The organism is Stenotrophomonas nitritireducens (genome assembly GCF_001431425.1).
GTDB classification, from domain to species: Bacteria; Pseudomonadota; Gammaproteobacteria; order Xanthomonadales; family Xanthomonadaceae; genus Stenotrophomonas; species Stenotrophomonas nitritireducens.
Map to the genome: position 1 here is coordinate 1 of NZ_LDJG01000034.1, position 26,751 is coordinate 26,751.

General features: G+C 69.9%; 29 protein-coding genes. 18 read left to right on the forward strand and 11 right to left on the reverse strand.

Annotated features, from left to right (window positions below):
* The first annotated feature begins 508 nt into the window (after window positions 1-508).
* Together rnk and ABB22_RS16570 are read left to right on the forward strand one after the other, a co-directional pair.
* A complete protein-coding gene (gene rnk / locus ABB22_RS16565) occupies window positions 509-934 on the forward strand; it encodes a nucleoside diphosphate kinase regulator (protein ID WP_161809376.1) in 426 nt (141 codons plus the stop codon).
* 34 nt (window positions 935-968) lie between these two features.
* The gene (locus ABB22_RS16570; protein WP_057505354.1) at window positions 969-1,928 is read left to right on the forward strand and encodes a transaldolase; all 960 of its coding nucleotides are present in this window, start codon (window positions 969-971) and stop codon (window positions 1,926-1,928) included.
* Between the two features lie 289 nt (window positions 1,929-2,217).
* On the opposite strand, the gene ABB22_RS16575 is transcribed toward ABB22_RS16570, so the two are convergent.
* The 4 genes from ABB22_RS16575 to ABB22_RS16590 are packed head-to-tail and all read right to left on the reverse strand — an operon-like array spanning window position 2,218 to window position 4,366.
* On the reverse strand, window positions 2,218-2,739 hold the full coding sequence (locus ABB22_RS16575; protein ID WP_057505355.1) for a flavodoxin family protein: 522 nt from the start codon (window positions 2,737-2,739) through the stop codon (window positions 2,218-2,220).
* On the reverse strand, window positions 2,732-3,382 hold the full coding sequence (gene msrA, locus ABB22_RS16580) for a peptide-methionine (S)-S-oxide reductase MsrA (RefSeq protein ID WP_057505375.1): 651 nt from the start codon (window positions 3,380-3,382) through the stop codon (window positions 2,732-2,734). The genes ABB22_RS16575 and msrA overlap by 8 nt, the downstream gene beginning before the upstream one ends.
* A gap of 33 nt (window positions 3,383-3,415) precedes the next feature.
* A complete protein-coding gene (locus ABB22_RS16585; RefSeq protein WP_055765691.1) occupies window positions 3,416-3,682 on the reverse strand; it encodes a putative signal transducing protein in 267 nt (88 codons plus the stop codon).
* A 15-nt stretch (window positions 3,683-3,697) separates the two neighbouring features.
* Complete coding sequence (locus ABB22_RS16590) at window positions 3,698-4,366, reverse strand: glutathione S-transferase family protein (RefSeq protein ID WP_057505356.1); 669 nt, start codon at window positions 4,364-4,366, stop codon at window positions 3,698-3,700.
* Between the two features lie 98 nt (window positions 4,367-4,464).
* Here ABB22_RS16590 and ABB22_RS16595 point away from each other — a divergent pair, with 98 nt between their 5' ends.
* The 7 genes from ABB22_RS16595 (at window position 4,465) to ABB22_RS16625 (ending at window position 11,026) form a co-directional block, all read left to right on the forward strand.
* Window positions 4,465-6,216 (forward strand): glutamine--tRNA ligase/YqeY domain fusion protein, encoded by a 1,752-nt coding sequence (locus ABB22_RS16595; protein WP_057505357.1) that lies wholly within the window; start codon window positions 4,465-4,467, stop codon window positions 6,214-6,216.
* A gap of 174 nt (window positions 6,217-6,390) precedes the next feature.
* A complete protein-coding gene (locus ABB22_RS16600) occupies window positions 6,391-6,951 on the forward strand; it encodes a nucleoside deaminase (protein ID WP_057505358.1) in 561 nt (186 codons plus the stop codon).
* A gap of 61 nt (window positions 6,952-7,012) precedes the next feature.
* Window positions 7,013-8,062: a 23S rRNA (cytidine(2498)-2'-O)-methyltransferase RlmM gene (rlmM, locus tag ABB22_RS16605; RefSeq protein WP_057505359.1), complete on the forward strand. Its 1,050-nt coding sequence runs from the start codon at window positions 7,013-7,015 to the stop codon at window positions 8,060-8,062.
* A gap of 357 nt (window positions 8,063-8,419) precedes the next feature.
* Entirely contained in the window at window positions 8,420-9,334 is a 915-nt protein-coding gene (locus tag ABB22_RS16610) for an SMP-30/gluconolactonase/LRE family protein (RefSeq protein ID WP_082592194.1), read from the forward strand.
* A gap of 79 nt (window positions 9,335-9,413) precedes the next feature.
* A complete protein-coding gene (locus tag ABB22_RS16615) occupies window positions 9,414-10,136 on the forward strand; it encodes a hypothetical protein (protein ID WP_057505360.1) in 723 nt (240 codons plus the stop codon).
* A gap of 125 nt (window positions 10,137-10,261) precedes the next feature.
* Entirely contained in the window at window positions 10,262-10,573 is a 312-nt protein-coding gene (locus ABB22_RS16620) for an EF-hand domain-containing protein (protein ID WP_057505361.1), read from the forward strand.
* Between the two features lie 51 nt (window positions 10,574-10,624).
* Window positions 10,625-11,026, forward strand: a complete 402-nt coding sequence (locus tag ABB22_RS16625) for an EF-hand domain-containing protein (protein ID WP_425477819.1) — start codon at window positions 10,625-10,627, stop codon at window positions 11,024-11,026.
* A 492-nt stretch (window positions 11,027-11,518) separates the two neighbouring features.
* Here the strand turns inward: ABB22_RS16625 and ABB22_RS16630 are convergent, their stop codons facing one another.
* Both ABB22_RS16630 and ubiH read right to left on the reverse strand, forming a co-directional pair.
* Window positions 11,519-12,697, reverse strand: a complete 1,179-nt coding sequence (locus ABB22_RS16630) for a UbiH/UbiF family hydroxylase (protein ID WP_057505378.1) — start codon at window positions 12,695-12,697, stop codon at window positions 11,519-11,521.
* The gene (ubiH, locus tag ABB22_RS16635) at window positions 12,694-13,905 is read right to left on the reverse strand and encodes a 2-octaprenyl-6-methoxyphenyl hydroxylase (RefSeq protein WP_057505362.1); all 1,212 of its coding nucleotides are present in this window, start codon (window positions 13,903-13,905) and stop codon (window positions 12,694-12,696) included. Before ubiH ends, ABB22_RS16630 begins: the two co-directional genes overlap by 4 nt.
* Window positions 13,906-14,022: 117 nt before the next feature.
* Between ubiH and ABB22_RS16640 the strand changes: the two genes are divergently transcribed.
* From ABB22_RS16640 to ABB22_RS16680, 9 genes are all read left to right on the forward strand, one after another.
* Window positions 14,023-14,604 (forward strand): hypothetical protein, encoded by a 582-nt coding sequence (locus ABB22_RS16640; protein WP_057505363.1) that lies wholly within the window; start codon window positions 14,023-14,025, stop codon window positions 14,602-14,604.
* Window positions 14,605-14,618: 14 nt separating this feature from the next.
* Entirely contained in the window at window positions 14,619-15,173 is a 555-nt protein-coding gene (locus ABB22_RS16645) for a cob(I)yrinic acid a,c-diamide adenosyltransferase (RefSeq protein WP_057505364.1), read from the forward strand.
* A gap of 260 nt (window positions 15,174-15,433) precedes the next feature.
* Complete coding sequence (locus ABB22_RS16650) at window positions 15,434-16,351, forward strand: histone deacetylase family protein (protein WP_057505365.1); 918 nt, start codon at window positions 15,434-15,436, stop codon at window positions 16,349-16,351.
* A gap of 99 nt (window positions 16,352-16,450) precedes the next feature.
* The gene (gene lptD / locus ABB22_RS16655; RefSeq protein WP_057505366.1) at window positions 16,451-18,886 is read left to right on the forward strand and encodes an LPS-assembly protein LptD; all 2,436 of its coding nucleotides are present in this window, start codon (window positions 16,451-16,453) and stop codon (window positions 18,884-18,886) included.
* Window positions 18,883-20,241 carry a peptidylprolyl isomerase gene (locus ABB22_RS16660; RefSeq protein ID WP_055765727.1) on the forward strand — a complete coding sequence of 453 codons (1,359 nt, stop codon included), beginning with the start codon at window positions 18,883-18,885 and terminating at the stop codon, window positions 20,239-20,241. The genes lptD and ABB22_RS16660 overlap by 4 nt, the downstream gene beginning before the upstream one ends.
* Before the next feature lie 4 nt (window positions 20,242-20,245).
* Window positions 20,246-21,226 carry a 4-hydroxythreonine-4-phosphate dehydrogenase PdxA gene (pdxA, locus tag ABB22_RS16665; protein WP_057505367.1) on the forward strand — a complete coding sequence of 327 codons (981 nt, stop codon included), beginning with the start codon at window positions 20,246-20,248 and terminating at the stop codon, window positions 21,224-21,226.
* A complete protein-coding gene (gene rsmA / locus ABB22_RS16670; RefSeq protein ID WP_057505368.1) occupies window positions 21,223-22,035 on the forward strand; it encodes a 16S rRNA (adenine(1518)-N(6)/adenine(1519)-N(6))-dimethyltransferase RsmA in 813 nt (270 codons plus the stop codon). Before pdxA ends, rsmA begins: the two co-directional genes overlap by 4 nt.
* 36 nt (window positions 22,036-22,071) lie before the next feature.
* Complete coding sequence (gene apaG / locus ABB22_RS16675; protein WP_055765737.1) at window positions 22,072-22,455, forward strand: Co2+/Mg2+ efflux protein ApaG; 384 nt, start codon at window positions 22,072-22,074, stop codon at window positions 22,453-22,455.
* Window positions 22,455-23,450 carry a symmetrical bis(5'-nucleosyl)-tetraphosphatase gene (locus tag ABB22_RS16680; RefSeq protein ID WP_057505369.1) on the forward strand — a complete coding sequence of 332 codons (996 nt, stop codon included), beginning with the start codon at window positions 22,455-22,457 and terminating at the stop codon, window positions 23,448-23,450. The genes apaG and ABB22_RS16680 overlap by 1 nt, the downstream gene beginning before the upstream one ends.
* A 64-nt stretch (window positions 23,451-23,514) precedes the next feature.
* On the opposite strand, the gene ABB22_RS16685 is transcribed toward ABB22_RS16680, so the two are convergent.
* The 5 genes from ABB22_RS16685 to ABB22_RS16705 are packed head-to-tail and all read right to left on the reverse strand — an operon-like array spanning window position 23,515 to window position 26,677.
* Window positions 23,515-24,006 carry a dihydrofolate reductase gene (locus tag ABB22_RS16685; protein ID WP_057505370.1) on the reverse strand — a complete coding sequence of 164 codons (492 nt, stop codon included), beginning with the start codon at window positions 24,004-24,006 and terminating at the stop codon, window positions 23,515-23,517.
* A gap of 8 nt (window positions 24,007-24,014) precedes the next feature.
* Window positions 24,015-24,809, reverse strand: a complete 795-nt coding sequence (locus tag ABB22_RS16690) for a thymidylate synthase (RefSeq protein WP_057505371.1) — start codon at window positions 24,807-24,809, stop codon at window positions 24,015-24,017.
* A gap of 22 nt (window positions 24,810-24,831) precedes the next feature.
* A complete protein-coding gene (gene lgt, locus ABB22_RS16695) occupies window positions 24,832-25,737 on the reverse strand; it encodes a prolipoprotein diacylglyceryl transferase (RefSeq protein WP_057505372.1) in 906 nt (301 codons plus the stop codon).
* Window positions 25,738-25,795: 58 nt separating this feature from the next.
* Window positions 25,796-26,128 (reverse strand): VOC family protein, encoded by a 333-nt coding sequence (locus ABB22_RS16700; protein ID WP_211264520.1) that lies wholly within the window; start codon window positions 26,126-26,128, stop codon window positions 25,796-25,798.
* 57 nt (window positions 26,129-26,185) lie between these two features.
* A complete protein-coding gene (locus ABB22_RS16705; protein WP_057505374.1) occupies window positions 26,186-26,677 on the reverse strand; it encodes a TPM domain-containing protein in 492 nt (163 codons plus the stop codon).
* Between the last annotated feature and the right edge of the window lie 74 nt (window positions 26,678-26,751).

Here is a 26,751-nt window from a genome sequence, read left to right on the forward strand (position 1 = left end):
CCGCATCATCCGCCACTCCACGTTCCCTGTAGAGCGGGGCAACGCCCCGCTGGGGCATTACCACGCAAACCCCGCCGGGCGCTGCCCGGCGCTACAGAGCCGCAGCACCCCATTCCTTGTAGAGCGGGGCAACGCCCCGCTGGGGCATTACCACGCAAACCCCGCTGGGCGTCGCCCGGCGCTACAGAGCCACGGCGCCTGCGTTCCTTGTAGAGCGGGGCAACGCCCCGCTGGGGCATTACCACGCAAACCCCGCCGGGCGCTGCCCGGCGCTACAGAGCCGCTGCGGCCCGTCACCGTCGGGGGGTTCGGACACCGCCCGTCCACGCCCCTCGCCGCGCTCCCGCGCACGCCTTGACCGCCGCCGCCGATGCATTGCATCCCCGCCGCCCCGCCCCCATGATCGGGGTGGGTCGCATCCGTTCCATAATCCCCGCACAATAGGCCCGGGCGGTGCCGGATTGGCGCCGCCTTTTGTATGTCTCTCAACAATTGCAGGAGTTTTTCCATGCCGACCAACAGCGGCCTGCCCCCGTCAATCACCGTGTCCAGCCGTGACATGGCCCGCCTCGAGGCCATGCTCGATTCCCCGGCCCTGAGCCGGCACCCGGCCGCCGTCGCCCTGTCCCAGGAGCTCGAACGCGCGCAGGTGCTGTCGCCGGAAGACATCCCCGCAGGCATCGTCACCATGCACTCGCGCGTGGACTGCGTGGACGAGCTGCATAACGAAGAACATTCCCTGACCCTGGTCTATCCGCACGAAGCGGATTTCGACAAGGGCCGCGTCTCGGTGCTCGCGCCGGTCGGCAGCGCCCTGCTGGGCCTGTCCGTCGGCCAGACCATCGACTGGACCGCCCCCGGTGGCCGCCAGCTGCGCCTGCGCGTGACCGCCGTGCATTACCAGCCCGAAGCCGCGGGCGATTTCCACCGCTGAGCGCCCCGCGCCGGCCCGTACCCAGGAATCCGCAATGACCCCCTCCAAGCTCGCCCAACTGCGTGAACTGTCCGTCGTCGTCGCCGATACCGGCGATTACGAGGCCATCAAGCGCCTGCGCCCGGTCGACTGCACCACCAACCCGACGCTGGTGAAGAAGGCCCTCGATCTGCCGGTCTATGCCGGGCTGATCGAGCGCGAGCTGGCATGGGGCCGCGCGCAGGCCGGCGAGCGCGATGACGTGGCCAAGGCCGTGGTCGACCGCCTGACCATCGGCGTGGGCACGATGCTGGCCGAGCTGGTGCCGGGCCGCGTTTCCACCGAGGTCGATGCCGACCAGGCCCACGACACCGAAGCGACCATCGCCAAGGCGCGCCAGTTCATCGCCATGTACGAGGCGGCCGGCGTGCCGCGCGGCAAGGTGCTGATCAAGATCGCCGCCACCTGGGCCGGCGTGGAAGCCGCGCGCGTGCTGCAGGCCGAGGGCATCGACTGCAACCTGACCCTGATCTTCAACCCGACCCAGGCACTGGCCTGCTCGGAAGCGGGCGCATTCCTGATCTCGCCGTTCGTCGGCCGCATCCTCGACTGGTACGTGGCCAACGGCCAGACCCCGGCCAGCATCGACGAGGACCCGGGCGTGAAGTTCGTGCGCGGCGTGTATGCCGAGTTCAAGCGCCGCGGTTCGGCCACGGTGGTGATGGGTGCGTCGTTCCGCTCGACCGCGCAGATCGAGGCGCTGGCCGGCTGCGACCGCCTGACCATTTCGCCGGACCTGCTGGAGAAGCTCGACGCCGACCAGGGCGAGCTGCCGCGCAAGCTCTCGCCGCAGCCGGCCGAAGTGGTCGACGTTGCTGCGATCGACGAAGCGAAGTTCGACGCCGACATGGCCGCCGACCCGATGGCGACCGAGAAGCTGGCCACCGGCATCGATGCCTTCGCCAAGGACCTGCACACCCTGCGCCAGCGCATCGCTGACGAACTGGCTGCCTGATCCATTCGCGGGAGCGCACCTTGCTGCGCTTCTGCAGGGTTCGCGGGTCGGGGTTTCCCGAGCCTGCTCAAGCGCGGGCGTCGAGGGCGTTACCCCCGATCTGCCTGCCACGCCCTGTAGCGCCGGGCAACGCCCGGCGGGCTTTCCCGGTGAAGCCCCAGCGGGGCGTTGCCCCGCTCTACAAGAAGCAGATTGCTGCGGTCCTGTAGCGCCGGGCAACGCCCGGCGGGGCTTTCCTGGTGAGGCCCCAGCGGGGCGTTGCCCCGCTCTACAGCGTCGTTGGCTGGCTTCAGAAGATTCCGAGTTCCAGCCCTGCCGCCAGCAGCGCGCCCAGTTCGCGGCCGCGCGCCAGTTCCGCTTCCGGCAGCACTTTCCGTGCGGCGATCGCTTCCGGTGTCTGCGCATGGGTGCACACCAGCAGGGGCTCGGCCACCTCACGCAGGCGCAGGCCGGTGGCGATGCGCTGCAGTTGGGCGATGGTCGGGCGCCCGTCCGAACCGGCGCACACCACCAGCGCATACGGCTTGCCGTCGCAGCGCCCCAGCAGCGGGTAATAGCTGCGGTCGAAGAAATCCTTCATCGCGCCACTGATCGAGGCCAGCGTTTCCGGGGTGGCGAACACCACCGCATCGGCGGCCAGCACGTCGTCGGCGCCAGCTTCGGCCGCCTGCAGCAGCCGCACGTCCAGCGCATCGCCGGCACTTTCGCGCGCCGCGGACGCGACCGCTTCGGCCATAGCCCGGGTGGCGCCGGTGAAGCCATGCCACACCACCAGCAACCGGCGTGGCGCGGCGTTCGTCACTTCAGGCATCCAGCCCGATCGGGCAGCTCACGCCCGTGCCGCCGATGCCGCAGTAGCCGTTCGGGTTCTTGGCCAGGTATTGCTGGTGGTAGTCCTCGGCGTAGTAAAACGGCGGCGCCGGGTATGCGATCTCGGTGGTGATGTCGCCGTAACCGGCCGCGCCCAGCTGCAGCTGGTAGGCCTCACGGCTGGCGATGGCCGCCTCGTACTGCGCCTGCGAATGGCAATAGATCGCCGAGCGGTACTGGGTGCCGGTGTCGTTGCCCTGGCGCATGCCCTGGGTGGGGTCGTGGTTCTCCCAGAAGGTGCGCAGCACCGTGTCCAGCGCGACCTGAGCGGGGTCGAACACCACGCGCACCACTTCGGTGTGGCCGGTGAGCCCGGAACAGACTTCGTCGTAGGTCGGGTTGGGGGTGACGCCGCCCTGGTAGCCGACCGCCGTGGTCACCACGCCCGGCAGCTGCCAGAACTTGCGTTCGGCGCCCCAGAAGCAGCCCAGCCCCACGTCCAGCACCTGCAGGCCGGCGAACTCGCCGCGCAGCGGCTGGCCATTGACGTAGTGCACGTCGTGCAGCGGCAACGGGGCTTCGCGCCCGGGCAATGCCTCTTCCGGCCGCGGCAGGCGCTGCTTGAACGCGCCGATGCCCAGCAGCCCTTGTCCGATACCCAGCATGATCCGCTCCTCTCAGGCCGGCAGGAGTCCCGGCGCTTCGTCATCGTCACAGATGGGGCCGGCCTCACCCTCGTCCAAGCCCAGCGCGGCGACGATGTCGTCCGCCTCCGGCTTGGCCGGGTCCGGCACGCAGACCCGCAGCAGGCCGAACAGCGGCAGCTCGCCACCGGCGCCCAGCAGCGATTCGCCGAACACGAAGGCCGGGATGCCGGCGTCCTCCAGCGCGTGCTTGACCAGGTGCGCGTCGAACAGGTTGCTTGTCTGGTAGACCAGTTGCATCGGGCGTCTCCGCAGTCAGGCCGGGCGGCACAGGGCGTCGGTGGCGGCCACGCGCTCGCGTTCCTGCTCCGCCGCCTGGCGCCACTGGCGCAGCGCCGGCAGGGCGAACAGCGCCTGCATGTAGGCCGCGACGGTGTCGTCCACCGGCACGCCATAGCCGTCGAAACGGATCGCGACCGGCGCGAACATGGCATCGACGATGCCGAATTCGCCGAACAGGAAATCGCCGCCGGCACCATGGTCGCGGCGCAGTTCGCGCCACAACGCCTGCACGCGGTCGATGTCGCGCTGCGCGGCGGCGTCCCAGCGGTAGGCGTCGGGCCGGCGGCGGCTGTTCATCGGCAGCTGGGTGCGCAGGGCGGTGAAGCCCGAGTGCATTTCCGCCGCGGCGGCGCGGGCCAGCGCGCGCCGGTGCAGGTCGGCCGGCCAGCCGTTGCCGCCCAGCCAGCGCTCGTTGGCGTATTCGCAGATCGCCAGCGAGTCCCAGACCGCCAGCTCGCCGTCGCGCAGGGCCGGCACTTTGCCGGTGGGCGAGTGGCGCAGGGCCTGGGCGGCGAAGTCTGGTGCGTCCAGCGGCAGCCGCACCTCGTCGAATTCGACGCCGAACTGGCGCAGCAGCAGCCAGGGGCGCAGGGACCAGGAGGAGTAGTTCCTGTTGCCGATCACCAGGACGGGGCGGTTCATGGGCGCAACCTGCGGGCGGGACGCCCAGCATAGCGCCGCTCCGGCAGCCGGCGCCCGGCTCGGCTAAACTTGCGTTCTTTCAATACGCTGCGCCCCCAATGTCCGAGAACACGCCTGCCGCTGATGCCACGCCGGAGAACGCTCCCGCCGAAAAGCGCGACTTCATCCGCCAGATCGTCCGCGAGGACCTGGCCAGCGGCAAGCACACCGCGATCAAGACCCGCTTCCCGCCCGAGCCCAACGGCTACCTGCACATCGGCCACGCCAAGTCGATCTGCCTGAACTTCGGCATCGCCGGCGAGTTCAACGGCGTGTGCAACCTGCGCTTCGACGACACCAACCCGGCCAAGGAAGACCCGGAATACGTGGCCGCGATCCAGGACGACGTGCGCTGGCTGGGCTTTGCGTGGAACGAGCTGCGCCACGCCTCGGACTATTTCGACGCCTACTACCTGGGCGCGCAGAAGCTGATCCGCCAGGGCAAGGCCTATGTCTGCGACCTGTCGGCCGAGGAAGTGCGCGCCTACCGCGGCAGCCTGACCGAACCGGGTCGGCCCTCGCCCTACCGCGAGCGCAGCGTCGAGGAGAACCTGGACCTGTTCGCGCGCATGCGCGCCGGCGAGTTCGCCGATGGCGCCCGCACCCTGCGCGCGAAGATCGACATGGCCAGCGGCAACATCAACCTGCGCGACCCGGCGATCTACCGCATCAAGCACGTCGAGCACCAGAACACCGGCAACGCCTGGCCGATCTACCCGATGTACGACTACGCGCATGCGCTGGGCGACGCGCTGGAAGGCATCACCCATTCGCTGTGCACGCTGGAGTTCGAGGACCACCGCCCGCTGTACGACTGGTGCGTGGACAACGTCGACTTCGCCCACGACGACGCGCTGACCCAGCCGCTGGCCGACAAGGGCCTGCCGCGCGAAGCGGCCAAGCCGCGCCAGATCGAGTTCTCGCGCCTGAACATCAACTACACGGTGATGAGCAAGCGCAAGCTGATGGCGCTGGTCACCGAGCAGCTGGTGGATGGCTGGGACGACCCGCGCATGCCGACCCTGCAGGGCCTGCGCCGCCGCGGCTACACGCCGTCGGCGATGCGCCTGTTCGCCGAGCGCGTGGGCATTTCCAAGCAGAACTCGCTGATCGATTTCAGCGTGCTGGAAGGCGCGCTGCGCGAGGACCTGGACAGCGCCGCGCCGCGCCGCATGGCGGTGATCGAGCCGCTGAAGTTCGTGCTCGCCAACCTGCCCGAAGGCCATGAGGAAACCCTGACCTTCTCCAACCACCCGAAGGACGAATCCTTCGGCGAGCGCCAGGTGCCGTTCTCGCGCGAGCTGTGGATCGAGCGCGAGGATTTCGCCGAAGTCCCGCCCAAGGGCTGGAAGCGGCTGGTGCCAGGCGGCGAAGTGCGCCTGCGCGGCGCCGGCATCGCCCGCGTCGATGAGGTGGTGAAGAACGAGGCAGGCGAGATCGTCGAGCTGCGCGGCTGGCTGGACCCGGAATCGCGCCCGGGCATGGAAGGCGCCAACCGCAAGGTCAAGGGCACCATCCACTGGGTCAGTGCGAAGCACGCGGTGGAGGCGGAGGTCCGCCTGTACGACCGCCTATTCTCGGTGCCGAACCCGGACGACGAATCCGAGGGCAAGACCTATCGCGACTACCTGAATCCGGAATCGCGCAGGGTCGTCACCGGCTACGTGGAACCGGCCGCGGCCAGCGCCGTGCCGGAGCAGTCGTTCCAGTTCGAGCGCACCGGCTACTTCGTCGCCGACCGCCGCGACCACCGCGCGGACAAGCCGGTGTTCAACCGCAGCGTGACCCTGCGCGATACCTGGGCCGGCTGATCCCGTGGCGGCGGGCATGACGCCTGCCGCCGCCCGTTCCCCCTAAAGAAGCCACGCCCGTGCCCGCGCCGCGGGCCGGGCCGCGCGGCCGCGCCCTGCACGGACCGCCTGGGCGTGCCGGGCTACACTGGCCGCCGCATTCCCCTGTTCAACGCTCACGAGGCACCACCCCGCATGCTGTACGCGCAAGTCCACCTGACCCTCCCGGCCTGGATCCATGAAGTCGTCGATACCAGCCGCGTGCATGCGGGCGACGATGCCAAGGTCGCGCTGGCGATCGAGCTGTCGCGGCTGAACGTGGACGCGCAGACCGGCGGTCCGTTCGGCGCGGTGGTGTTCGGCCCGGACGACCGCGTCATCGCCGCCGCGGTCAACCGCGTGGTGCCGCACTGCACCTCGCTGGCCCACGCCGAGAACATGGCCTACATGCTCGCGCAGCAGCGGCTGCAGACCCCGCGCCTGAACGACGCGCTGTCGCCGGTGACCCTGGCCACCTCCTCGCAGCCGTGCTGCCAGTGCTATGGCGCGACGATCTGGGCCGGCATCGACCGCCTGCTGATCGGCGCCAGCGCCGCCGACGTCGAGGAACTGACCCCGTTCGACGAGGGCCCGCTGCCGGCCGACTGGGTGGGCGAACTGAACCGGCGCGGCATCGAGGTCGTGCAGGGCCTGCACCGCGACGCCGCCCGCGCGGTGCTGCGCCATTACGGCCAGAGCGACGGCGCGCGGTATTGATCCCGCATGCCCTTCTCCCTCGCGGAGAAGGGATGCCTCCCGCTTCATTCCAAGGACTCACATGACCGGCCTGCTGTGCTACTGCCGCCAGGGCTTCGAGCCTGAACTGGCCGCCGAACTGACCGAGCGCGCCGGCCATGCCGGCATCGCCGGCTATGCGCGCACGCAGCGCAACGACGGCTACGTGGTGTACGTCACTGACGAAGCGGCCGCGCTCGACCGCGCCCTGCCCTGGCGCGGATTGATCTTCGCCCGGCAGAAGCTGCGCCTGCTGGCCGAGCTGCCGCAGCTGGACCCAGCCGACCGCATCAGCCCGATCATCGCCGCACTGCAGGGCCAGCCGCGCTTCGGCGAGCTGTGGGTGGAACACCCCGACTCGGACGCGGGCAAGCCGCTGGCCGGGCTGGCGCGCAGTTTCGGCAATGCGCTGCGCCCGGCGCTGCGCAGGGCCGGCCTGCTCACCGACAAGGACAACAGCAGGCTGCCGCGGCTGCACGTGGTGTTCGTCGATGGCACCCATGCCTTCGTCGGCGTCGCCGACACCCGCGACAGCGCACCCTGGGTGCTGGGCATCCCGCGCCTGAAACTGCTCCCGGAAGCGCCCTCGCGCTCGGCGCTGAAGCTCGACGAGGCGCTGCTGACCCTGCTCACGCCCGAGGAGCGCGAAGCGCTGCTCAAGCCCGGCATGCGTGCAGCCGACCTCGGCGCGGCTCCGGGCGGCTGGACCTGGGTACTGACCCGCCAGCACCTGCGCGTCACCAGCATCGACAACGGCCCGCTGCGCCAGCACGTGCTCGACACCGGCCTGGTCGAGCACCTGCGCGCCGATGGCTTCCACTGGAAGCCGGAGACCGCGCTGGACTGGATGGTCTGCGACATGGTCGAACAGCCGCGCAAAGTGGCCGAGCGCATGGCCACCTGGCTGCGCGAAGGCTGGTGCCGGCACGCCATCTTCAACCTCAAGCTGCCGATGAAGAAGCGCTGGGACGAAACCCGCCTGTGCCTGGACCTGTTCGCCGCGCAAGCCGGCAGGCCGCTGACCATACGCGCCAAGCAGCTGTACCACGACCGCGAGGAGATCACCGTGCTGGCGATGCCGGCGCGCGGTTGACCTGCTTTCCCCTTCACCCTGCAGGGTGAAGGCGAGCCACCGGCCCGCAGGCGACTGCACGCTCGGCACACTGCACCGAGCCGGGGCGTGGATATCGCACAAACGGCGTCGGGGATGCCTGGGCCACCAGGACGCCATCGCCGCCAACCCCGCATCGCACCCTGGCCGACGCCAGCGGCGTGAGCGCTCCAGGCCACATGCACCGATGGTGCACAGGCAATGCCCTCGCGCAGCCGCAGCAGGAGAGGCGTTGCCCTCCGTGCCAGGCAAGCCCGGCACCTGCGCAGTGCGTCGTTGCCCCCGCAACCACCTGCCGCTTCCACGACACGGCTCTGGCACACTGCGGACCTTCCCCGCATGGAGAGCGCAGCCATCGTCCGTCACCTCCTGTTGCGCCCTGCCGCCGCCACGCTGTGCCTGGCCCTGTGTGGCAACGTCGCCGCCACGCCCGATTTCGTCGTCCGCGACCATGTCGGCGACGGTGTGTTCACCACGGGCATCGAAGGCCCGGCCACCGGCCCGGACGGCGCGCTGTACGTGGTCAACTTCGGCCGCGACGGCACCATCGGTCGCGTCGATGCGCACGGCAAGGCCGGCCTGTTCGTCACCCTGCCCGAGGGCAGCGTCGGCAACGGCATCCGCTTCGCCGCCGATGGCGCGATGCTCGTGGCCGACTACAAGGGCCACGCGGTCCTGCGCGTCGATCCGGCCACGCGCGCGGTATCGGTGTTCGCACGCCTGGAAGGCGCGCACCAGCCCAACGACATCGCGCTGGCGCCGGACGGCACGCTGTATGCGAGCGACCCGGACTGGGCCAACCCGGACAACGGCCAGCTGTGGCGCATCGACCGCGACGGCAGCGCCCACCGGATCGAGTCCGGCATGGGCACCACCAACGGCATCGAGGTAAGCCCCGACGGCCGCCGCCTGTACGTCAACGAGAGCGTGCAGCGCAACGTCTGGGTGTACGACCGCGATGCCGCCGGCACGCTGTCGGGCAAGCGCCTGCTGATCCGCTTCGACGACCACGGCATGGACGGCATGCGCTGCGATGCCGACGGCAACCTGTACATCGCCCGCTACGATGCCGGCGTCGTCGCCATCGTCTCGCCGGACGGCGAACTGCTGCGCGAGGTGCCACTCAAGGGCCGCAAGCCGACCAACGTGGCCTTTGGCGGCAGCGACGGCCGGCAGGTATTCGTGACGCTGCAGGACCGTGGCGCTATCGAGACCTTCCGCGCCGACCGCCCGGGGCGTGAATACGGGCATTGAGGCCGGGGCGCCGCCCGCGCGCGGCGTCTCAATCCGCGCAACCGCGATCGGGCATGCTGTGACCCTTGGGAGGACACGCATGCACGCCATCGAACTGAAGGACCCGGCCGGCTTCGGCAATGAATTCCTGCGCCTGACCCTGCTGCAGGGCTTCCAGTCGCTGACCAAGCGCGACCTGGAACTGCTGATCTTCGTGCTGCTCGAACGCGACGGCGCCATCGACCGCGGCGATTCCAACGCCAGCGTGGCGCTGCAGCTGCGGGTGACGCCGGCCAAGGTCAAGGGCCTGCGCCGCGATGGCTACGCGCGCTGGCGCGCGCTGGTGCCGGAGGAGGCCGACGCGGCCCTGCAGCGCATCGTCGCCACCGTGCTGACCGAAGCCAACCTGCGCTCGGGGGCAAAGCATGTGAGCGAGCGCAGCCGCAAGGAAGGCTTCCTCGCCATCCGCATCGAGCACCCGGACGACGCGCAGCGCTTCGAGCAGGCCATCCTCGAGGTCGGCGCGCTGCCGGTATACGAGCGCAACCGCGAAGTGGTGGCGGTGCGCTTCGACACGCTGCTGAAGATCGCCGAGCGCTGGGGCTACCTGCAGCCCGATCCGCAGGCGACGGTGACGGCCTTGAAGAAGCTGGCCCCCACTTCGGAGGAAGTGGCCGACCTGCTGAAGAAGGACATCGCCCAGCTGCGCTGGGACGACGTGCGCCGCGCCCTGAACAGCCTCGGCGCCAAGGCGGTCGGCTCCACCGTCGAGGGCGGCCTGAAGGGCCTGCTGAAACTCGCGTTTCCGTTCATTCCGGGCTGAGCGCGGCACCCTCCGCAGCCCTGAACCGGCGGCAACATTCAGCCGGCCTGCATGCGTTCTTGCGGCCGGCTTAACAGTGGCGGGCCAAGCATCGTGCGCGTGGTTTTACTTTCAGGAGTCCGCCCATGAACCTCTCCCGCTCCCTGCTTCCCGCCCTGCTGCTGTGTGCCGCCGCCAGCGTTCCGGCGCTGGCGCAGGAAACCGGCAAGACCACGCTCACCGACAAGGGCACGCCGGTCACGGTCACCTCGGAAGAACCCGATTCGATCCGCGGCGACTACCATATCGACTTCGCCAAGCTGGACCGCAACCACGACGGCTTCATCAGCCGCGAGGAAGCCAAGGCCAACCCCACGCTCGCGCGCGAATTCGATGCGCTCGACACCCACCACACCGGCCGCCTGAGCAAGGCGCAGTTGGAGGGCTGGATGAAGTGAGGACGGGCGGGCCGGCAGGCGGAATCCCGTCGTCCGTGTGAGAGGTTGCCCGTGATCCACCGCTGCTTTCCCGCCATCGCCCTGCTGCTCTCCATGGTTCCGGCCGTGTGCGCGCAGGCGCAGAACGCCCCCCGCGATGCGGCCGTCACCGCGCCATTGCCGGCGGCACCGGTCAACGTCCGCGCCCAGCCGCTGGCCAGCGGCGCGGTCACCCATCAGGTCCAGCTGCCGGCCGAACCCGGGCAGGCAGCAGTGACGGTGCGCTCGATCCAGCCGGACAGCGTCGTCGGCAACTACCGCATCGATTTCGACGCGCTCGACGTGGACGGCGACGGCTTCATCAGCCGCGAGGAAGCGCAGGCCAACCCGGCGCTGGCCGACGAATTCAACGCACTGGACAGCGCGCGGCGCGGCAGGCTGACACGCGAACAGCTGGCCGGCTGGCTGCGGTAAAGCGGGGCAACGCCCCGCTGGGGCATCACCGCGCAGGCCTCGCCGGGCGTTGCCCGGCGCTACAGAGCCACTGCGATCCACCCATGTAGAGCGGGGCAACGCCCCGCTGGAGCATTACCGCGCAGGCCCCGCCGGGCGTCGCCCGGCGCTACAGAGCCACTACGATCCACCCGTGTAGAGCGGGGCAGCGCCCCGCTGGGGCATTACCGGGTAGGCCCCGCCGGGCGTTGCCCGGCGCTACAGAACCGCCGCGATCCGCCCGTGTAGAGCGGGGCAGCGCCCCGCTGGGGCATTACCGGGTAGGCCCCGCCGGGCGTTGCCCGGCGCTATAGAACCGCCGCGATCCGCCCGTGTAGAGCGGGGCAACGCCCCGCTGGGGCATTACCGCGCAGGCCTCGCCGGGCGTTGCCCGGCGCTACAGAACCGCCGCGATCCGCGCGTGTAGAGCGGGGCAGCGCCCCGCTGGGGCATTACCGACCGCCCTACCCGGCATCACAGCCCCGAGGCACGCTTCCAGAACAGCGACAGCAGCGGCGGCATGCGCCCGGCCAGGCCGAGCAGCGCGCCGCGCGCCAGGGTCAGGTGCATCTCGTCGTTGGAAAACACCTTGTTGATCGCGTCGAAGCCGTAGGCGGCAACCGTGTTGTCGCTGCGCCGCACCCGCGCCCAGCGCCGCAGGCGGTGCGGGGCGGTCCAGTCCGCGCGCCGCTGGCGTGCATCGCGTACCAGGTCGCGCAGCCCGGCCACGTCGCGCAGGCCGAGGTTGACGCCCTGCCCGGCCAGCGGATGCACCACGTGCGCCGCGTCGCCCAGCACCAGCACGCGCCCGGCGACATAGTCGCTGGCCAGCTGCCGGCGCAGCGGGAAGGCCGCGCGCGGCGAGGCCGGGCGCATCGCGCCCAGGCGACCGGCGAAGGCGTTGGTCAGTTCGCGACTGAAAGCCTCGTCGTCCAGTGCCAGCACGCGCTCGGCCTCGGCGTCGGGCAGGGTCCAGACGATGGAGCTGCGGTATTTGTCGACCGGCAGCACCGCCAGCGGGCCGGTATCGAGGAAACGCTGCCAGGCGGTGGCCTCATTCGGGCGTTCGCTGTCCACGTACCCCACCACGCCACGCTGGCCATAGTCGTGGCGCGACACGTCCAGCCCTGCAAGCGTGCGCAGGGTGGACTCGCCGCCGTCGGCGGCGATGGCCACGGCCGCGTCGATGCGGCGGCCATCGTCCAGGCGCAGGCGCACGCCGCGTTCGTCCTGCTCCATCGACTCGACCCGCGCCGGGCAATGCAGATGCACGCCGGCCGCCGGCAGTGCCGACCACAGCCGGTCCACCAGCAGGCCGTTCTCGACGATCCAGCCCAGTTCGCGGCGGCCCAGCGCATAGGCGTCGAAGGCCAACTCGCCGCCACCGGCTGCGTCCCATACGCGCATGCGCAGGTAGGGATGCGCGCGCGCCTGCGTCACCTGCGGCCACACGCCCAGTGTTTCCAGCAGCGCCGCATTGTCGTGGGCGAAGGCGAACACGCGCAGGTCCGGCCGCTGCGCCGACCATGGCGACGCTTCGCGCCCCTCTACCAGGGCCACCTGCAGGCCTTCGCGGGCCAGCGCCAGCGCACAGGCGGTGCCGACCACGCCGCCACCGACCACCACCGCATCCAACACTCCACGCCGGCTCATCGCGCCTGGCTCCTGCACAGTTCGGGCACCTGCCCGCGGAATCCCATCGCGCCGCCGACCAGGAAGGACTGCAGCGGCGCGGCCTGCGCGGCCGCCACCAGGCCGAGGCTGCGCAGCGGCCGCAGCAAGGGCGCAGCGTTGCCGGTCAGGCGCGCCAGTCCATCGGAGAAGGCCAGGGTCTGCTCACGGTCGGGGCCGCGGCGCTGCACGTAGGCCTGCAGCAGGTCGTCGGTGCCGGGGTCCTGCTCAGCATCGCCGATCAGTTCGGCCAGGGTCAGCGCGTCGCGCAACCCGAGGTTGAAGCCCTGCGCGCCCAGCGGATGGATGGTCTGCGCGGCGTTGCCGAGCAGCAGCGCGCGCTCGCCGACCAGTTGCTGCGCCAATACCTGGATCAGCGGGTAGGCGCTGCGCGGGCCGCTTTCCAGCAGCCGCCCGGCGCGCCAGCCAAGCACGTCCTGCAGCCGCGCCAGCCACGCCGCGTCGTCCAGCGCCAGCACCGCTTCGGCCTCGTCGCGGGCCACGCCATGGACCAGGCCGTAGTGGCGGTCGCCGCGCGGCAGCAGCGCGGTCGGACCTGTATCGGTGAAGCGCTCCCAGGCGGTGCCGTCCGGCGCCCTGGCCGTGCGCACCCGCGCGACGAACAGGGTCTGCAGGTAGTCGTGCTCGCTGGCGGCGATGCCCAGCGCCTGCCGCACCGCGCTGCGGGTACCGTCGGCACCGACCACCAGCCGGGCGCGCAGCCGGCGCTCGCCGGCCGCGTCGGCGATCAGCACCTCGCGGCGGCCATCGGCGCATTCGCCCAAGCCGACGAATTTCGCCGGGCGGTAGCGGGTCAGATGCGCCAGCTCGCCGAGCCGTGCCTCCAGCGCGCGGCCGAAGTCGCGCGCCACCACCACCTGGCCGAAAGCGTCGCGGCCATAGTCGCCGGCATCCATCACCACGCGCCCGAAATCGCCGGCGCGGCTGACATGGATGCGGCGGATCGGGCCGGGCGCGCCTTCCAGGCGCTGCATCACGCCCAGCGCGGTGAGCGCGTTGACCGTGGCCGCGGCGAAGCTGAGGTTGCGCTGGTCGAACACCGCCGGCAGTTCGCCGGCCGGGGTCGCTTCCACCAGCCCCACGTCCAGCCCCAGCCGGTCCAGCGCGATGGCCAGGCTGGCACCGACCAGTCCGCCACCGACGATCACCACATCATGAAGGTCGCTCATGCCGCCATGATAAAGGCTCGGCCGCCGCAGGCGCCGGGGCGATGCCGCGCTGCAACCGCGGCCACGACGCGACTGCGGCTAGAATGGCGGCCTGATTCCAGCAGATCCTTCATCGCCATGACCGCCAACGTCCAACGCGCCTTCGTTCTGTCCCTGCTCGTGCTGCTGATGGCCGGCACCCGCATCAACCATTTCGCGCCGATCCCGGATGCGTCCTGGGCGGTGTTCTTCATCGGCGGCTTCTACCTGCGCAACTGGACCCGCTGGGCGTTCCCGCTGCTGATGGCGCTGGCGGTGGTCATCGACTGGGCCGTGATCCGCAGCCAAGGCATGGATTTCTGGGGCCACTACTGCGTCTCGGCAGGTTACTGGGCGCTGGTTCCGGCCCATTTCGCCATGTGGGCCGGCGGCATGCTGCTGCGCCGTTCCTACACCGGCGCCAGCTGGCGCGCGCTCGGCCTGTTCGCCGCGACCCTGGTGGGCTCGGTGGTGGTCTGCCACCTGTTCGCGCAGGGCGGCTTCTACTGGACCAGCGACTTCGTCGCCGAACCGACCGTCGCCGGCTGGTTCAAGAACTACACCGACTGGCTGCTGCCGTACATGCGCACCGCCACCATGTACGCCGGCGCCGCCGCGCTGGTGCAGGTCGCCGTCGAAGCCTTTGGCCGCCAGTCGGCCACCGGCCGCATCGCGCACTGAGCGCGCCACCGGCAATGGGCAACCGTCTCTCCAAGATCTATACCCGCACCGGCGACGATGGCAGCACCGGCCTGGGCGATGGCAGCCGTACCGGCAAGGATTCGCTGCGGGTCAGTGCCTACGGCACGGTGGATGAGGCCAACTCGGCCATCGGCGTGCTGCTGGCGGTGGCACTGCCCGATGACGTGCGCGCGCTGCTGACCACGATCCAGCACCAGCTGTTCGACCTGGGCGGCGAGCTGTGCATTCCCGGCCATGCCGCCATCCAGGCGGCCGACATCGACGCGCTGGAACGGCACCTGGACCGCTACAACGACGACCTGCCGCCGTTGAAGGATTTCATCCTGCCGGCCGGCGGCGAGGCGGCGGCGCGCTGCCATCTGGCCCGCACCATCGTGCGCCGCGCCGAGCGCGAGACCGTCGCCCTGGCACGGGTCGAGGACGTGCGTGGCGAGGCCGTGCGCTACCTGAACCGCCTGTCCGATCTGCTGTTCGTGCTGGCGCGGGTACTGGCCCGGGCCGATGGCCACGGCGAAGTGCTGTGGAACCACGAGCGCCGGCGCGCCTGACACACCGCGCGCCCCGCTGGGGCATCACCGGCCAGGCCCCGCCGGGCTCTGCCCGGCGCTACAGAGCGAAAACGCCTCGTTTTTTGTAGAGCGGGGCAACGCCCCGCTGGGGCTTCACCGGGCAAGCCCCGCCGGGCGTTGCCCGGCGCTACAGAGCCGCAACGCCTCAGTCTTCTGTAGAGCGGGGCAACGCCCCGCTGGGGCATCGCCGCCGATGCAGCCCGGCCCCGGCGTCGCCGGGGCTTCGGTTACAGTGCGGCATGCTCGTATTCACCCATCCGGCCTGCCTGGGCCATGACCCCGGGCCCGACCACCCCGAATCGCCCGAACGGCTGCGCGCGGTACTGGATGCGTTGCGCGGGGCGTTCCCCGACCAGCTGGACTGGCGGCAGGCGCCGCCGGCCAAGCTGGGTGAGCTGGCACGGGTGCACGAGCGCGTACTGATCGACGACCTGCTGCAGGCGCAGACCGCGCCACTGCGCCGGATCGACTTGGATACCTTCGCCTCGCCCGGCTCGGCCAGCGCCGCGCTGCACGCCGCCGGCGCCGGGGTGGCCGCGGTCGACGCGGTGATGCACGGCCCCGACCGGCGTGCGTTCTGCGCGGTGCGCCCCCCCGGCCACCACGCCACCGCCGATACCGCGATGGGCTTCTGCCTGTTCAACAACATCGCCGTGGCCGCGGCCTACGCGCGCGACGTGCACGGGCTGGAGCGGATCGCCATCGTCGATTTCGACGTCCACCACGGCAATGGCACCCAGGCGATCTTCGAGACCGACCCGCGCGTGGCCTACTACAGCAGCCACGAATCCGGGCTGTTCCCGTACTCGGGCAGCATGCGCGAGCGCGGCGTGGGCAATGTCTGCAACATCCTGTTGCCACCGGGCAGCGGCGGGTTCCGCTTCCGCAATACCTGGGCCGACGACCTGCTGCCGCAGGTCGATGCCTTCCGTCCACAGCTGCTGTTCGTCTCGGCCGGCTTCGATGCGCACATGCGCGACCCGCAGGCCGACCTGATGGTCGAGACCGAGGATTTCGGCTGGCTGAGCAGCGAACTGGCGGCGCTGGCCGACCGCCATGCCGACGGCCGCCTGGTATCCATGCTCGAGGGCGGGTACGACCTGCAGGCTCTTGCCGAATGCAGCGTGGCCCATGTGCAGGCCCTGCTGGCCCCATGACGGACGCATGAACCCCGCCCCCCGCCCGCCGAAGCCCTTCATTGCTCCCATGCAGTCGATGCGGCAAGCTAGCGGCCGTTTTCCCTGAATCCGATCCGCGTGCGCCGAGCCCTCCGCCTGCTTCCCCTGCCCCTGAGCGTCGCCTTCAGCCTGTCGGCGATGGCCAGCGAGAAGCCGGTGAACTGGAACCTGTGCCCTGCCACCGATGCGCTACCGGCCTTCGACGAGGCGCCCAAGGCCGATCCGGCCGCGGCCGCCACCCGCGACCAGTTGCCGACCGACATCGAGGGCGACCAGCTCTCCGGCACCAGCACGGTCCCGCAGTACGAGGGCAACGTGGCGCTCAAGCGCGGCGACCAGTTCATGGGCACCGACAACCTGCGCTTCGACACGGAGAGCGGCAACTACATCGCCGAAGGCAATGTGCGCTATTCCGATTCATCGATCCGCCTGACCGCCAAGCGCGCCGAGGGCAACCAGGAAACGGACAGCCACAAGATCAGCGACATCAACTACCAGCTGGTCTCGCGCCGCGGCAACGGCAGCGCCGACTCCATCGACCTGCAGGGCTCGGTCGGGCAGATGCACCGTTCAACCTACACCACCTGCGACCCGTCGCAGCCGGTGTGGAAGCTGTCCGCGCCGCAGATCGAGGTGGACAACGAAGAGGGCTTCGGCACCGCGCGCAATGCGGTACTGCGCGTCGGCAAGCTGCCGGTGATGTACATGCCCTGGTTCAAGTTCCCGATCGACGACCGGCGCATGACCGGCCTGCTCTATCCCAAGCTGAGCCTGTCCGGGCGCAACGGCTTCGACTACGGCCAGCCGATCTACTTCAACCTCGCGCCGAACTACGACGACACCCTGACCCCGCGCTGGATGAGCCGGCGCGGGCTGCAGTTGAACAACGAATTCCGCTACCTGTACGGCGGCGGCCGTGGCCAGCTGGATACCGAGTGGATGCCGCACGATTCGCTGCGCGACAAGGAGCGCGGCAAGGTCGCCTACAGCGGCTACCACAACATCGACAACCACTGGCAGGCACGCGCCAGCCTGGCCTGGGTCAGCGACGAGCGCTACATGGAGGATTTCGCCAACCGCCTGCTCGGGGTGACCGCCTCCAACCTGCAGAGCACCGCCGGCCTGTACGGCACCGGCCGCACCTGGACCGCCGGCCTGATGGCCGACCACTGGCAGCTGACCGACTACACCCTGACCGAAGCCGCCCTGCCCTACAGCCGCCAGCCGCGCCTGTTCGGCACCTGGGACGACAGTTTCGGCCGCTGGTTCGAGACCGGAGTGTACGCCGAGGCCGTACGCTTCAGCCACGACGACATCCATGGCAAGACCATCGATGCCGATGGCGAGTATGTGCGCGATGGCAGCCTGACCCGGGTCGACGGCGGCTCGCGCCTGGACATCAAGCCCTACGTGTCGATGCCGCTGGCCGGCGCCGCCTGGTACATCACCCCGACCCTGGCCTGGCGCTATACCGCCTATGAGCTGGAACGCGGCCTGGCCGACGGCATCCGCCGCAACCAGCTGATCGCCGCGGGCATCGACCCGGCCACCGCCACCCCGGAACAGCTGCGCGGCAATACCGCGCCGCACCGCAGCCTGCCCATCGCCAGCCTGGACATGGGCCTGTTCTTCGACCGCGAGACCGACATCGGCGGCCAGTCCTACCTGCACACCCTCGAGCCGCGCCTGTTCTACCTGAACACGCCGTACCGCGACCAGGACGACCTGCCGCTGTTCGACACCCGTGCCTTCACCTTCAGCTGGGGCCAGCTGTTCCGCGATTCGCGCTTCACCGGCGCCGACCGCCAGAACGACGCCAACCAGCTGACCACGGCCCTGACCACGCGCCTGATCCGCCAGGCCGACGGCCGCGAAAAGCTGTCGGCCAGCATCGGCCAGATCACCTATTTCGAGGATTCGAAGGTCACCCTCGGCGGCAGCGACGCCATCGTCCAGCAGGGCAAGTCGGCCTGGGTGGCGGACGTGAACTGGGCGATCAACGATCGCTGGACCATGGGCAGCACCTACCAGTGGAACCCGAAGTACCGCAAGGAAGACCTGGCCAGCGTGCGCGCGCGCTACCTGCTGCCCGATGACGGCGTGGTCAACCTGACCTACCGCTACCGGCGCAACCCCAGCAACAACACCGACCAGCTCAAGCAGGCCGACCTGTCCTTCCTGTATCCGATCAACCCGCGCTGGAGCATCGTCGGCCGCTATTACTACTCGATGCTCGACCACAAGCCGCTGGAGATCATCGGTGGCGTGCAGTGGGACAGCTGCTGCCTGGCCGTGCGCGCCCTGGCCCGCCGCTACGTGCGCAACCGCGAGGGCGAGATGAACAATTCCTTCCAGGTCGAGTTCGTGCTCAAGGGCCTGAGCTCGGTCGGGCAGGACACGGACCGCACCTTGCGCCGTGCTATTCTCGGCTACAACCGAGACGACCTGTACCTCGTTCCGCCCAGCAACATCGAGGCGAACGACGACGACTACGATCCGAACCTGATTCCATGACCAAGACCCTACCTGCAGTCCTCGCCACCCTGCTGGCGCTTGCCGGCGTGTCCGCACCGGTCGCCGCGCAGCAGACGCAGCCGCTGGACCGCATCGCCGCCGTCGTCGACGAGGACGTGATCCTGCAGAGCGAACTGCAGCGCGCGGTCAACAACATCAAGTCGCAGTACGCCGGCCGCGAGCACCAGCTGCCGCCGGAAGGCGTGCTCGAACGCCAGGTGCTCGAGCGCCTGGTGCTGGTCAAGCTGCAGGTGGCCCGCGCCGAAGGCAGCGGCATCCGCGTCAGCGGCGAGGAACTGAACCACGCCGTGGCCAGCATCGCGCAGCAGAACGGCACCGACATCGACGGCCTGCGCCAGCGCCTGGCCCAGGACGGCATCGGCTTCGAGGATTTCCGCAACTCGGTGCGCGAGGAGATCATCACCCAGCGCCTGCGCCAGAGCTTCGCGCAGAGCCGCATCAGCGTCAGCGAAGGTGAAGTGGACGCAGCCCTGGCCCAGCAGAACGCCGGCGGCATGCAGTACCACCTGGCGCACATCCTGGTGGCCCTGCCCGACGGTGCCAGCGCCGAGCAGATCGCCACCGGCCAGAGCAAGGTCGACGGCATCAAGAACCTGGTCGTCAAGGGCGACCTGGACTTCTCCGCCGCCGCGGTGCGCTATTCCGACAGCCCCAACGCGCTGGAAGGCGGCGACCTGGGCTGGCGCAGTCTGGACGAGATCCCCAACGCGTTCTCCGTGCAGATCAAGGCGATGAAGGCCGGCGACGTGATCGGCCCGATCCGCGGCCCGAGCGGCTTCCAGCTGTTGAAGCTGGTGGAAGTGCGCGACGGCGACAGCGCCGCCGGCACCCACACCGTCACCGAATATCATGCCCGCCACATCCTGGTGCGGGTGACCGACCAGGTGGACGACGCCGCGGCCAAGGCCAAGGCCGAGACCCTGCGCGCGCGGATCACCGGCGGCGCCGATTTCCAGGCCACGGCCAAGGAATCGTCCGACGACGCCAACAGCCGCGGCCAGGGCGGCGACCTGGGCTGGTTCCCGGCCGACGCGTTCGGCCCGGACTTCGGCAAGCAGATCGAGGGCGTACAGGACGGCGGCGTCACCGCACCGTTCCGCACCGACGCCGGCTGGCACATCGTGCAGCGCGTGGCCACGCGCCAGACCGACGTGACCGACGACAACAAGCGTGCGCAGGTCCGCGACACCATCGGCCGCCGCAAGCTGGAAGACGAGTACAACCGCTTCCTGCAGGAGCTGCGTGGCGATGCCTACGTCAGCTTCCGCATCGGCGACCGCGCCGAGGGTACCGCCGAGCCGGCTTCCGGCGCGGCCGAGCCCGCCAAGCCCTGATCCCATGGTTCCCCAGCTCGCTCTGGTCCCGGGCGAGCCTTCCGGGGTAGGCCCGGAGCTCTGCATCCGCCTCGTCCAACAGCCGCGCAGCGATTGCCGGCTGCTGGCGTTCGCCGACCCGGACGTGCTGCGCGCCGCCGCCGTCGCGCTCGACCTGCCCCTGAACCTGCTGCCCGAGGAGGCGCAGGCCTGCGCACCGGGCGATCTGCGCCTGCGCGAAATCCGCAACGCCGCTCCTTCCCGCTTCGGCCAGCCCGATGCCGCCAATGCGCGCGCGGTGATCGATGCCCTGCTCGGCGCAGGCCGCGCCTGCCTGGACGGCGAACTCGATGGCGTGGTCACCGGTCCGGTGCACAAGGCGGTCATCAACGAAGGCGGCATCGCCTACAGCGGCACCACCGAACTGCTGGCCGGCCAGGCCGGCGTGGAAGTGGTGATGATGCTGGCCAACGAACTCATGCGCGTGGCCCTGGCCACCACCCACCTGCCGCTGCGCGATGTCGCCGATGCCATCACCGCCGACGGCCTGCGCAAGGTCATCGCCACCACCCACGCCGCGCTGCGCCGCGACTTCGGCCTGGCGAGGCCGCGCATCGCCGTGCTCGGCCTGAACCCGCACGCCGGCGAGGATGGGCACCTCGGCCGCGAGGAACTGGACGTCGTCATCCCGCTGCTGGAACGGCTGCGCGGCGAAGGCCTGGACCTGGTCGGCCCGCTGCCCGCCGACACCGCGTTCCTGCCGGCCAGGCTGCGCGGCTTCGACGCGGTGCTGGCGATGTACCACGACCAGGGCCTGCCGGTGCTCAAGTACAGCGGCTTCGAGCAGGCGGTGAACATCACCCTGGGCCTGCCGTATCCGCGCGTGGCGGTCGACCACGGTACCGCGCTGGACCTGGCCGGCAAGGGGACGGCCGACCCCTCCAGCCTGCAGGCCGCCACCGCGCTGTGCGCGCGGCTGGCCGCACAACGTAAAATCACCCGATGAACTCCTCCCATTCCCCGCGCACCGGCGCCGGTTTCACCGCGCCGGCGAAGAAACAGCTGGGCCAGCACTTCCTGGCCGATGCGCACTACGTCGAGAAGATCGTGCTGGCGGTCAACCCGAAGCCCGGCGACCGCCTGGTCGAGATCGGCCCGGGCCAGGGCGCCATCACCTTCCCGCTGCTGCGCCGCCATCCGCAGCTGACGGTGATCGAGTTCGACCGCGACCTGATCGCCCCGCTCACCGCCGCGGCCGCGCCGCTGGGCGAGCTGACCATCGTCCACCGCGACGTGCTGCAGGTCGATTTCACCGAACTGGCCGGCAGCGCGCCGATCCGGCTGGTCGGCAACCTGCCCTACAACATTTCCTCGCCGATCCTGTTCCACGCGCTGGAGCATGCCGCGGCGATCTCGGACATGACCTTCATGCTGCAGAAGGAAGTGGTGGACCGCATGGCCGCCGCGCCCGGCAGCAAGGTCTATGGCCGCCTGAGCGTGATGCTGCAGGCGTGGTGCCAGGTGACCTCGCTGTTCGTGGTCCCGCCGGGCGCGTTCCGGCCGCCGCCGAAGGTCGACTCGGCGGTGGTGCGGCTGGTGCCGCGCGATCCGGCCACGGTCGGCATCGTCGATCCCCGGCACTTCGCCAACCTGGTCAAGGCCGCCTTCGGCCAGCGCCGCAAGACCCTGCGCAACGCCTTGAACGGCATCGTCGACGAAGCCGGCTTCGCCGCCACCGGCGTGCGCAGCGACGCGCGCGCCGAACAACTGGACGTGGCCGATTTCATCGCACTGGCCAACGCCACCGCCGCCTGACGTCCGCTCCACCCGCTTTTGCTTACACTTGCCCGCATGGACGATTCCCGCCACTACGCGATCGAGATCGAGGTATCGCCTCGATTCGTCGACGAACAGTCGGCCCCCGAGGATGGGCGCTACGCGTTCGCCTACACGATCCGCATCCACAACCGTGGCACCGTGCCGGCGCGCCTGATCAGCCGCCACTGGCGGATCACCGATGGCAACGGCCGCACCGAACGCGTGGACGGCGACGGCGTGGTCGGCGAACAGCCGCGGCTGCGCCCGGGCGAGGAATTCCGCTATACCTCCGGGGTCATGCTCGGCACCGAGCGCGGCACCATGCAGGGCCATTACGACATGCTGGCCGACGACGGCACCGAATTCGCCGCCCCCGTCGCCCCGTTCGTGCTCTCCATCCCCAGGACGCTGCACTGATGGCCACCTGGGCGATAGGCGACCTGCAGGGCTGCTACGACGTCACCCAGCGGCTGCTGGAGAAGATCAACTTCGACCCGGCCGCCGACCGGCTGTGGTTCTGCGGCGACCTGGTCAACCGCGGCGGGCAGTCGCTGGAGACCCTGCGCCTGGTGCATTCGCTGCGCGAGCACAGCGTGGTGGTGCTGGGCAACCACGACCTCTCGCTGCTGGCCGTCGGCGCGCGCAGCCCGGAGGAACAGCGCAAGGTCAACCCGGACCTGCAGCGCGTCGTGCTCGCCGAGGACCGCGACGTGCTGCTGGACTGGCTGCGCCTGCAGAAACTCGTGCACGTGGACCGCGAACTGGGCTGGATGATGTTCCATGCCGGCCTCGCGCCGAAATGGACCGTGGCGCTGGCCGAGAAGCACGCCCGCGAAGTCGAACAGCAGCTGCACGGCAACGGCTACCGCAAGCTGCTGCGCAATATGTACGGCGACGGTCCGGTCTGGGCACCGAACCTGACCGGATACGAGCGCTCGCGCGCGATCATCAACTTTTTTACCCGCATGCGCTATTGCACGCCGCGCGCGCGCATCGGCATGGAAGACAAGGGCACGCCCGGCACCCAGCAGCAGGGCATGTACCCATGGTTCGAAGTGCCGGGCCGGGTCGAGCGCGAGCTGAAGATGGTCTGCGGCCACTGGTCGGCGCTGGGCCTGACCATCACCCAGGGCGTGCACGCCATCGACACCGGCGCGGTCTGGGGCGGCAAGCTCACCGCGCTGCAGCTGGACAGCGAAGAACTGCGCGTGGTGCAGGTGCCCGGTCGCGATGTGCCGGCCCCGGTGCCCGGCGCCCACCCGCCACGCAGGCCGCCGGCCGAACGCCGCCCGGAACCGCGCGGCGAAGCGCAGAGCGAACGTCGCGAACCGCGACGCCGGTCGCGCCGGCATCGCCCGCACAACAGTGGAGACGGCGGCGGAACGCCTAGGCAGGAGCCACCCAAACCGTAGCAGCGCGTGGTGATGCGCAATGAGGCTTTGGTGTCGGCAAAGCCCGATTGCGCACGGTGCGTTGCTATCGGCGCAGGTAATGGACGAAGCGGAAAGCGAAGGCGTGCCGCGCGTCGACCGGATGCGGCTGGCTGTCCACTTCCCGCCACAGCGCGGGGTCGACCTCGGGGAAATGCGTGTCGGCCACGACCTCGGCATCCACCCGGGTCAGGTACAGGTCCGTGGCCTGGTCGATCAGCAACCGGTAGATCTCGCCGCCGCCGATCACGCACAGTTCGCCGGCGCCTTCGGCGGCCGCGATGTCCCGGGCTTCATCCAGCGAGGCCACCGCGCGCATGCCGTCGAACGGCACCTGTCCGCCACGGGTAAGCACCAGGTTGGTCCGCCCCGGCAGCGCGCGGCCGAGGGACTCGGCGGTCTTCCGCCCCATCAGGATCGGCTTGCCGAGGGTAAGCGCCTTGAAATGCCTGAAGTCGTCCGGCAGGTGCCACGGCATCGCGTTGCCGTGGCCGATGCCGTGGTTGCGGTCCAGCGCGGCGATGAGCGAGAGCTTCATCGCACCGCTCACACCGCCACCGGCGCCTTGATCGCGGGCAGCGGGTCGTAGCCGTCGATGCGGATGTCGTCGAAGGTGAAGCCGAACAGGTCGGTGACTTCCGGGTTCAACCACAGCTTCGGCAGCGCGCGCGGCTGGCGCGACAGCTGTTCGCGGGCCTGTTCGAAGTGGTTCGAATACAGGTGCGCGTCGCCCAGCGTATGCACGAAATCGCCGACACCCAGCCCGGTGGCCTGCGCCACCATGTGCGTGAGCAGCGCATAACTGGCGATGTTGAACGGTACGCCGAGGAAGATGTCGCCGCTGCGCTGGTACAGCTGGCAGCTGAGCCTGCCGTCGGCCACGTAGAACTGGAACAGGTTGTGGCAGGGCATCAGCGCCATCTGCGACAGCTCGCCCACGTTCCAGGCACTGACCACCAGCCGCCGCGAATCCGGGTTGCGCTTGATCTCCTCCAGCAGCCACTGCATCTGGTCGATCTCCCGCCCGTCGGAAGCGGTCCAGCTGCGCCACTGCTTGCCGTAGACCGGGCCGAGGTCGCCGTTGGCATCGGCCCATTCGTCCCAGATCCGCACCTGGTTGTCCTTCAGGTAGCCGATGTTGGTATCGCCCTTCAGGAACCACAGCAGCTCGTGGATGATCGAGCGCAAGTGCAGCTTCTTGGTGGTGACCAGCGGGAAACCTTCGTTGAGGTCGAAGCGCATCTGCCAGCCGAACACGCTGCGCGTGCCGGTGCCGGTACGGTCGGACTTTTCGGTGCCGTGATCGAGCACATGCCGCAGCAGGTCCAGGTATTGCTTCATTTCTCGCCTCCGGCGAAGGGCCTCACGCCTTGTCTCCCACCGGCAGCACCGGCTGCAGCGTCGGCGCGCGCCGCGACATCGCCAGCAGCACCAGCCCCAGCGCGATCAGCGGCAGGCTCAGCAGCTGGCCGCGGGTGAACCAGCCGAAGGCCAGGTAGACGCCGTTGTCGGGCATGCGCACGAATTCCACCAGGAACCGGAAACAGCCGTACATCAGCGCGAACAGGCCGGACACCGCGTAGCGCGGGCGCGGCTTCATCGAGTAGACCCACAGCACGGCGAACATCACCAGCCCTTCCAGCACCGCTTCATACAGCTGCGAGGGATGGCGCGCGTACTGGGTGAGCAGGCCGGCGGCATAGTCCTGCCTGATCTGCGCGGCCGACATCAGCTGCTCCATGGTCGGCAGGCCTGCGGGCACGTCCTTGAGCGGCGCATGCGGGAACACCACGCCCCAGCCGGCGTGGGTGAACTTGCCCCACAACTCGCCGCCGACGAAATTGCCGAGCCGGCCGAAGCCCAGCCCCAACGGCACCAGCGGGGCGACGAAGTCGATGGTGTCGAAGTAGTGCAGCGCATGCTTGCGGGTCCACCACCAGCCGGCAGCCATGACGCCGAGCAGGCCGCCGTGGAAGCTCATGCCCCCTTCCCATACGCGCAGCAGGATCAGCGGGTTGTGCAGGAAATCGGCGGTGGCGTAGAACAGCATGTAGCCGATGCGCCCGCCCAGCACCACGCCGAGCATGGCGTAGAACAGCAGGTCGGAGAAACCGTTCATGTCCACGCCCGGCAGGCGCCCGGCGCGGATGCGGGCGCGCCCCAGCCACCACGCCGCGGCGAAACCGAGCAGGTACATGATGCCGTACCAGTGCACCTTGATCGGCCCGAGGGAGAAGGCGATCGGGTCTATGTCGTGGAGGTAGATCATGCGCGTGCGGATTGGCCTGGATTGAGGGGTGCCGAAGAAGGCGCCGGTGGATGCATTGTCAGTCCTGCTGCTGGAACGCCACGTAATAGCCGTTGCAGTCGTTGATGGCGAACTCGCGGGTGCCGTAGGGCATGTCCTGCAGCGGCCACGCGACCGTGGCCCTGTCCCGGACCTGCTCCCACAGCGCGTCCACGTCGGCGACCGCGATGTAGAGCGTGCCGGACAAGGCCGGCGGCATCTTCCACAGGTCCGTCCCGGTGAAGAGCAGCGCACAGCCGTGGCCCTCGACCACCAGCGGCTCCCGGCCCATCGGCGAGACCGAGAAGCCCGGCAGCGAGGCATAGAACGCGCCCGTCTCCGGGAGGCTGTTGCAACGCAGGAGAAGACTCAACGCCATGCACCGCTCGCGACCGGATCCATGTAACGGGAGGACGCCATTCTCGCCGGTTCAGCCCAGGATGTGGGGCTGATCGGGCAATTCGTTGTGCCGGGGTTGCCGCGGATCGGCAGGAAAATGCCCCGCCAGCAGCGCCGAGATCTCCGCCACGGCCGCCAGTACCGCCGCCTCCAGATCGCCATCGCGCTGGCGCCGGCCGAAGTCCTCGCAGACCTGCCGCCACTGCGCGGCCTCGATGCGTCCGCGCAGGCCGCGGTCGGCGACGATCTCGATGGCATGGTCGGCCAACAGCAGGTAGACCAGCACGCCGTTGTTGGCCTGCGTGTCCCAGGTGCGCAGTAGCGCGAAGGCGTGTTCGGCACGCTCGCGCGGCGACACGCCGCGCCACAGCGCCGTCAGCGGCAGGTCGGATTCGACCGCGAACATGACCTGCCCGGCATGCCGGCGCTCGCCATCGGCGATGGCGCGGGCGATGCGGTCCAGGCTGGCCGCGGGAAACCGCGTGTACGCGGAAGGCGAAAAAAGATGGCGCAACCAGCGCATCACCAGCTCCCCGAGGCGCCGCCGCCTCCCGAACGCCCACCGCCGCCGGACCAGCCGCCACCACCGAAACCGCC

What these genes read in the sequence shown, in the direction of transcription:
- ubiH (WP_057505362.1), bottom strand. Translation starts at nt 13,905, where the DNA reads ATGAGCGACCTTCATGATGTGGTGATCGTCGGTGGCGGACTGGTCGGT.
- pdxA (WP_057505367.1), top strand. Translation starts at nt 20,246, where the DNA reads ATGGTTCCCCAGCTCGCTCTGGTCCCGGGCGAGCCTTCCGGGGTAGGC.
- ABB22_RS16660 (WP_055765727.1), top strand. Translation starts at nt 18,883, where the DNA reads ATGACCAAGACCCTACCTGCAGTCCTCGCCACCCTGCTGGCGCTTGCC.
- ABB22_RS16570 (WP_057505354.1), top strand. Translation starts at nt 969, where the DNA reads ATGACCCCCTCCAAGCTCGCCCAACTGCGTGAACTGTCCGTCGTCGTC.
- ABB22_RS16575 (WP_057505355.1), bottom strand. Translation starts at nt 2,739, where the DNA reads ATGCCTGAAGTGACGAACGCCGCGCCACGCCGGTTGCTGGTGGTGTGG.
- ABB22_RS16690 (WP_057505371.1), bottom strand. Translation starts at nt 24,809, where the DNA reads ATGAAGCAATACCTGGACCTGCTGCGGCATGTGCTCGATCACGGCACC.
- ABB22_RS16705 (WP_057505374.1), bottom strand. Translation starts at nt 26,677, where the DNA reads ATGCGCTGGTTGCGCCATCTTTTTTCGCCTTCCGCGTACACGCGGTTT.
- ABB22_RS16685 (WP_057505370.1), bottom strand. Translation starts at nt 24,006, where the DNA reads ATGAAGCTCTCGCTCATCGCCGCGCTGGACCGCAACCACGGCATCGGC.
- ABB22_RS16590 (WP_057505356.1), bottom strand. Translation starts at nt 4,366, where the DNA reads ATGAACCGCCCCGTCCTGGTGATCGGCAACAGGAACTACTCCTCCTGG.
- ABB22_RS16615 (WP_057505360.1), top strand. Translation starts at nt 9,414, where the DNA reads ATGCACGCCATCGAACTGAAGGACCCGGCCGGCTTCGGCAATGAATTC.
- ABB22_RS16645 (WP_057505364.1), top strand. Translation starts at nt 14,619, where the DNA reads ATGGGCAACCGTCTCTCCAAGATCTATACCCGCACCGGCGACGATGGC.
- ABB22_RS16585 (WP_055765691.1), bottom strand. Translation starts at nt 3,682, where the DNA reads ATGCAACTGGTCTACCAGACAAGCAACCTGTTCGACGCGCACCTGGTC.
- ABB22_RS16630 (WP_057505378.1), bottom strand. Translation starts at nt 12,697, where the DNA reads ATGAGCCGGCGTGGAGTGTTGGATGCGGTGGTGGTCGGTGGCGGCGTG.
- ABB22_RS16610 (WP_082592194.1), top strand. Translation starts at nt 8,420, where the DNA reads ATGGAGAGCGCAGCCATCGTCCGTCACCTCCTGTTGCGCCCTGCCGCC.
- ABB22_RS16595 (WP_057505357.1), top strand. Translation starts at nt 4,465, where the DNA reads ATGTCCGAGAACACGCCTGCCGCTGATGCCACGCCGGAGAACGCTCCC.
- ABB22_RS16600 (WP_057505358.1), top strand. Translation starts at nt 6,391, where the DNA reads ATGCTGTACGCGCAAGTCCACCTGACCCTCCCGGCCTGGATCCATGAA.
- lgt (WP_057505372.1), bottom strand. Translation starts at nt 25,737, where the DNA reads ATGATCTACCTCCACGACATAGACCCGATCGCCTTCTCCCTCGGGCCG.
- ABB22_RS16620 (WP_057505361.1), top strand. Translation starts at nt 10,262, where the DNA reads ATGAACCTCTCCCGCTCCCTGCTTCCCGCCCTGCTGCTGTGTGCCGCC.
- ABB22_RS16680 (WP_057505369.1), top strand. Translation starts at nt 22,455, where the DNA reads ATGGCCACCTGGGCGATAGGCGACCTGCAGGGCTGCTACGACGTCACC.
- ABB22_RS16640 (WP_057505363.1), top strand. Translation starts at nt 14,023, where the DNA reads ATGACCGCCAACGTCCAACGCGCCTTCGTTCTGTCCCTGCTCGTGCTG.
- rlmM (WP_057505359.1), top strand. Translation starts at nt 7,013, where the DNA reads ATGACCGGCCTGCTGTGCTACTGCCGCCAGGGCTTCGAGCCTGAACTG.
- ABB22_RS16650 (WP_057505365.1), top strand. Translation starts at nt 15,434, where the DNA reads ATGCTCGTATTCACCCATCCGGCCTGCCTGGGCCATGACCCCGGGCCC.
- rnk (WP_161809376.1), top strand. Translation starts at nt 509, where the DNA reads ATGCCGACCAACAGCGGCCTGCCCCCGTCAATCACCGTGTCCAGCCGT.
- rsmA (WP_057505368.1), top strand. Translation starts at nt 21,223, where the DNA reads ATGAACTCCTCCCATTCCCCGCGCACCGGCGCCGGTTTCACCGCGCCG.
- apaG (WP_055765737.1), top strand. Translation starts at nt 22,072, where the DNA reads ATGGACGATTCCCGCCACTACGCGATCGAGATCGAGGTATCGCCTCGA.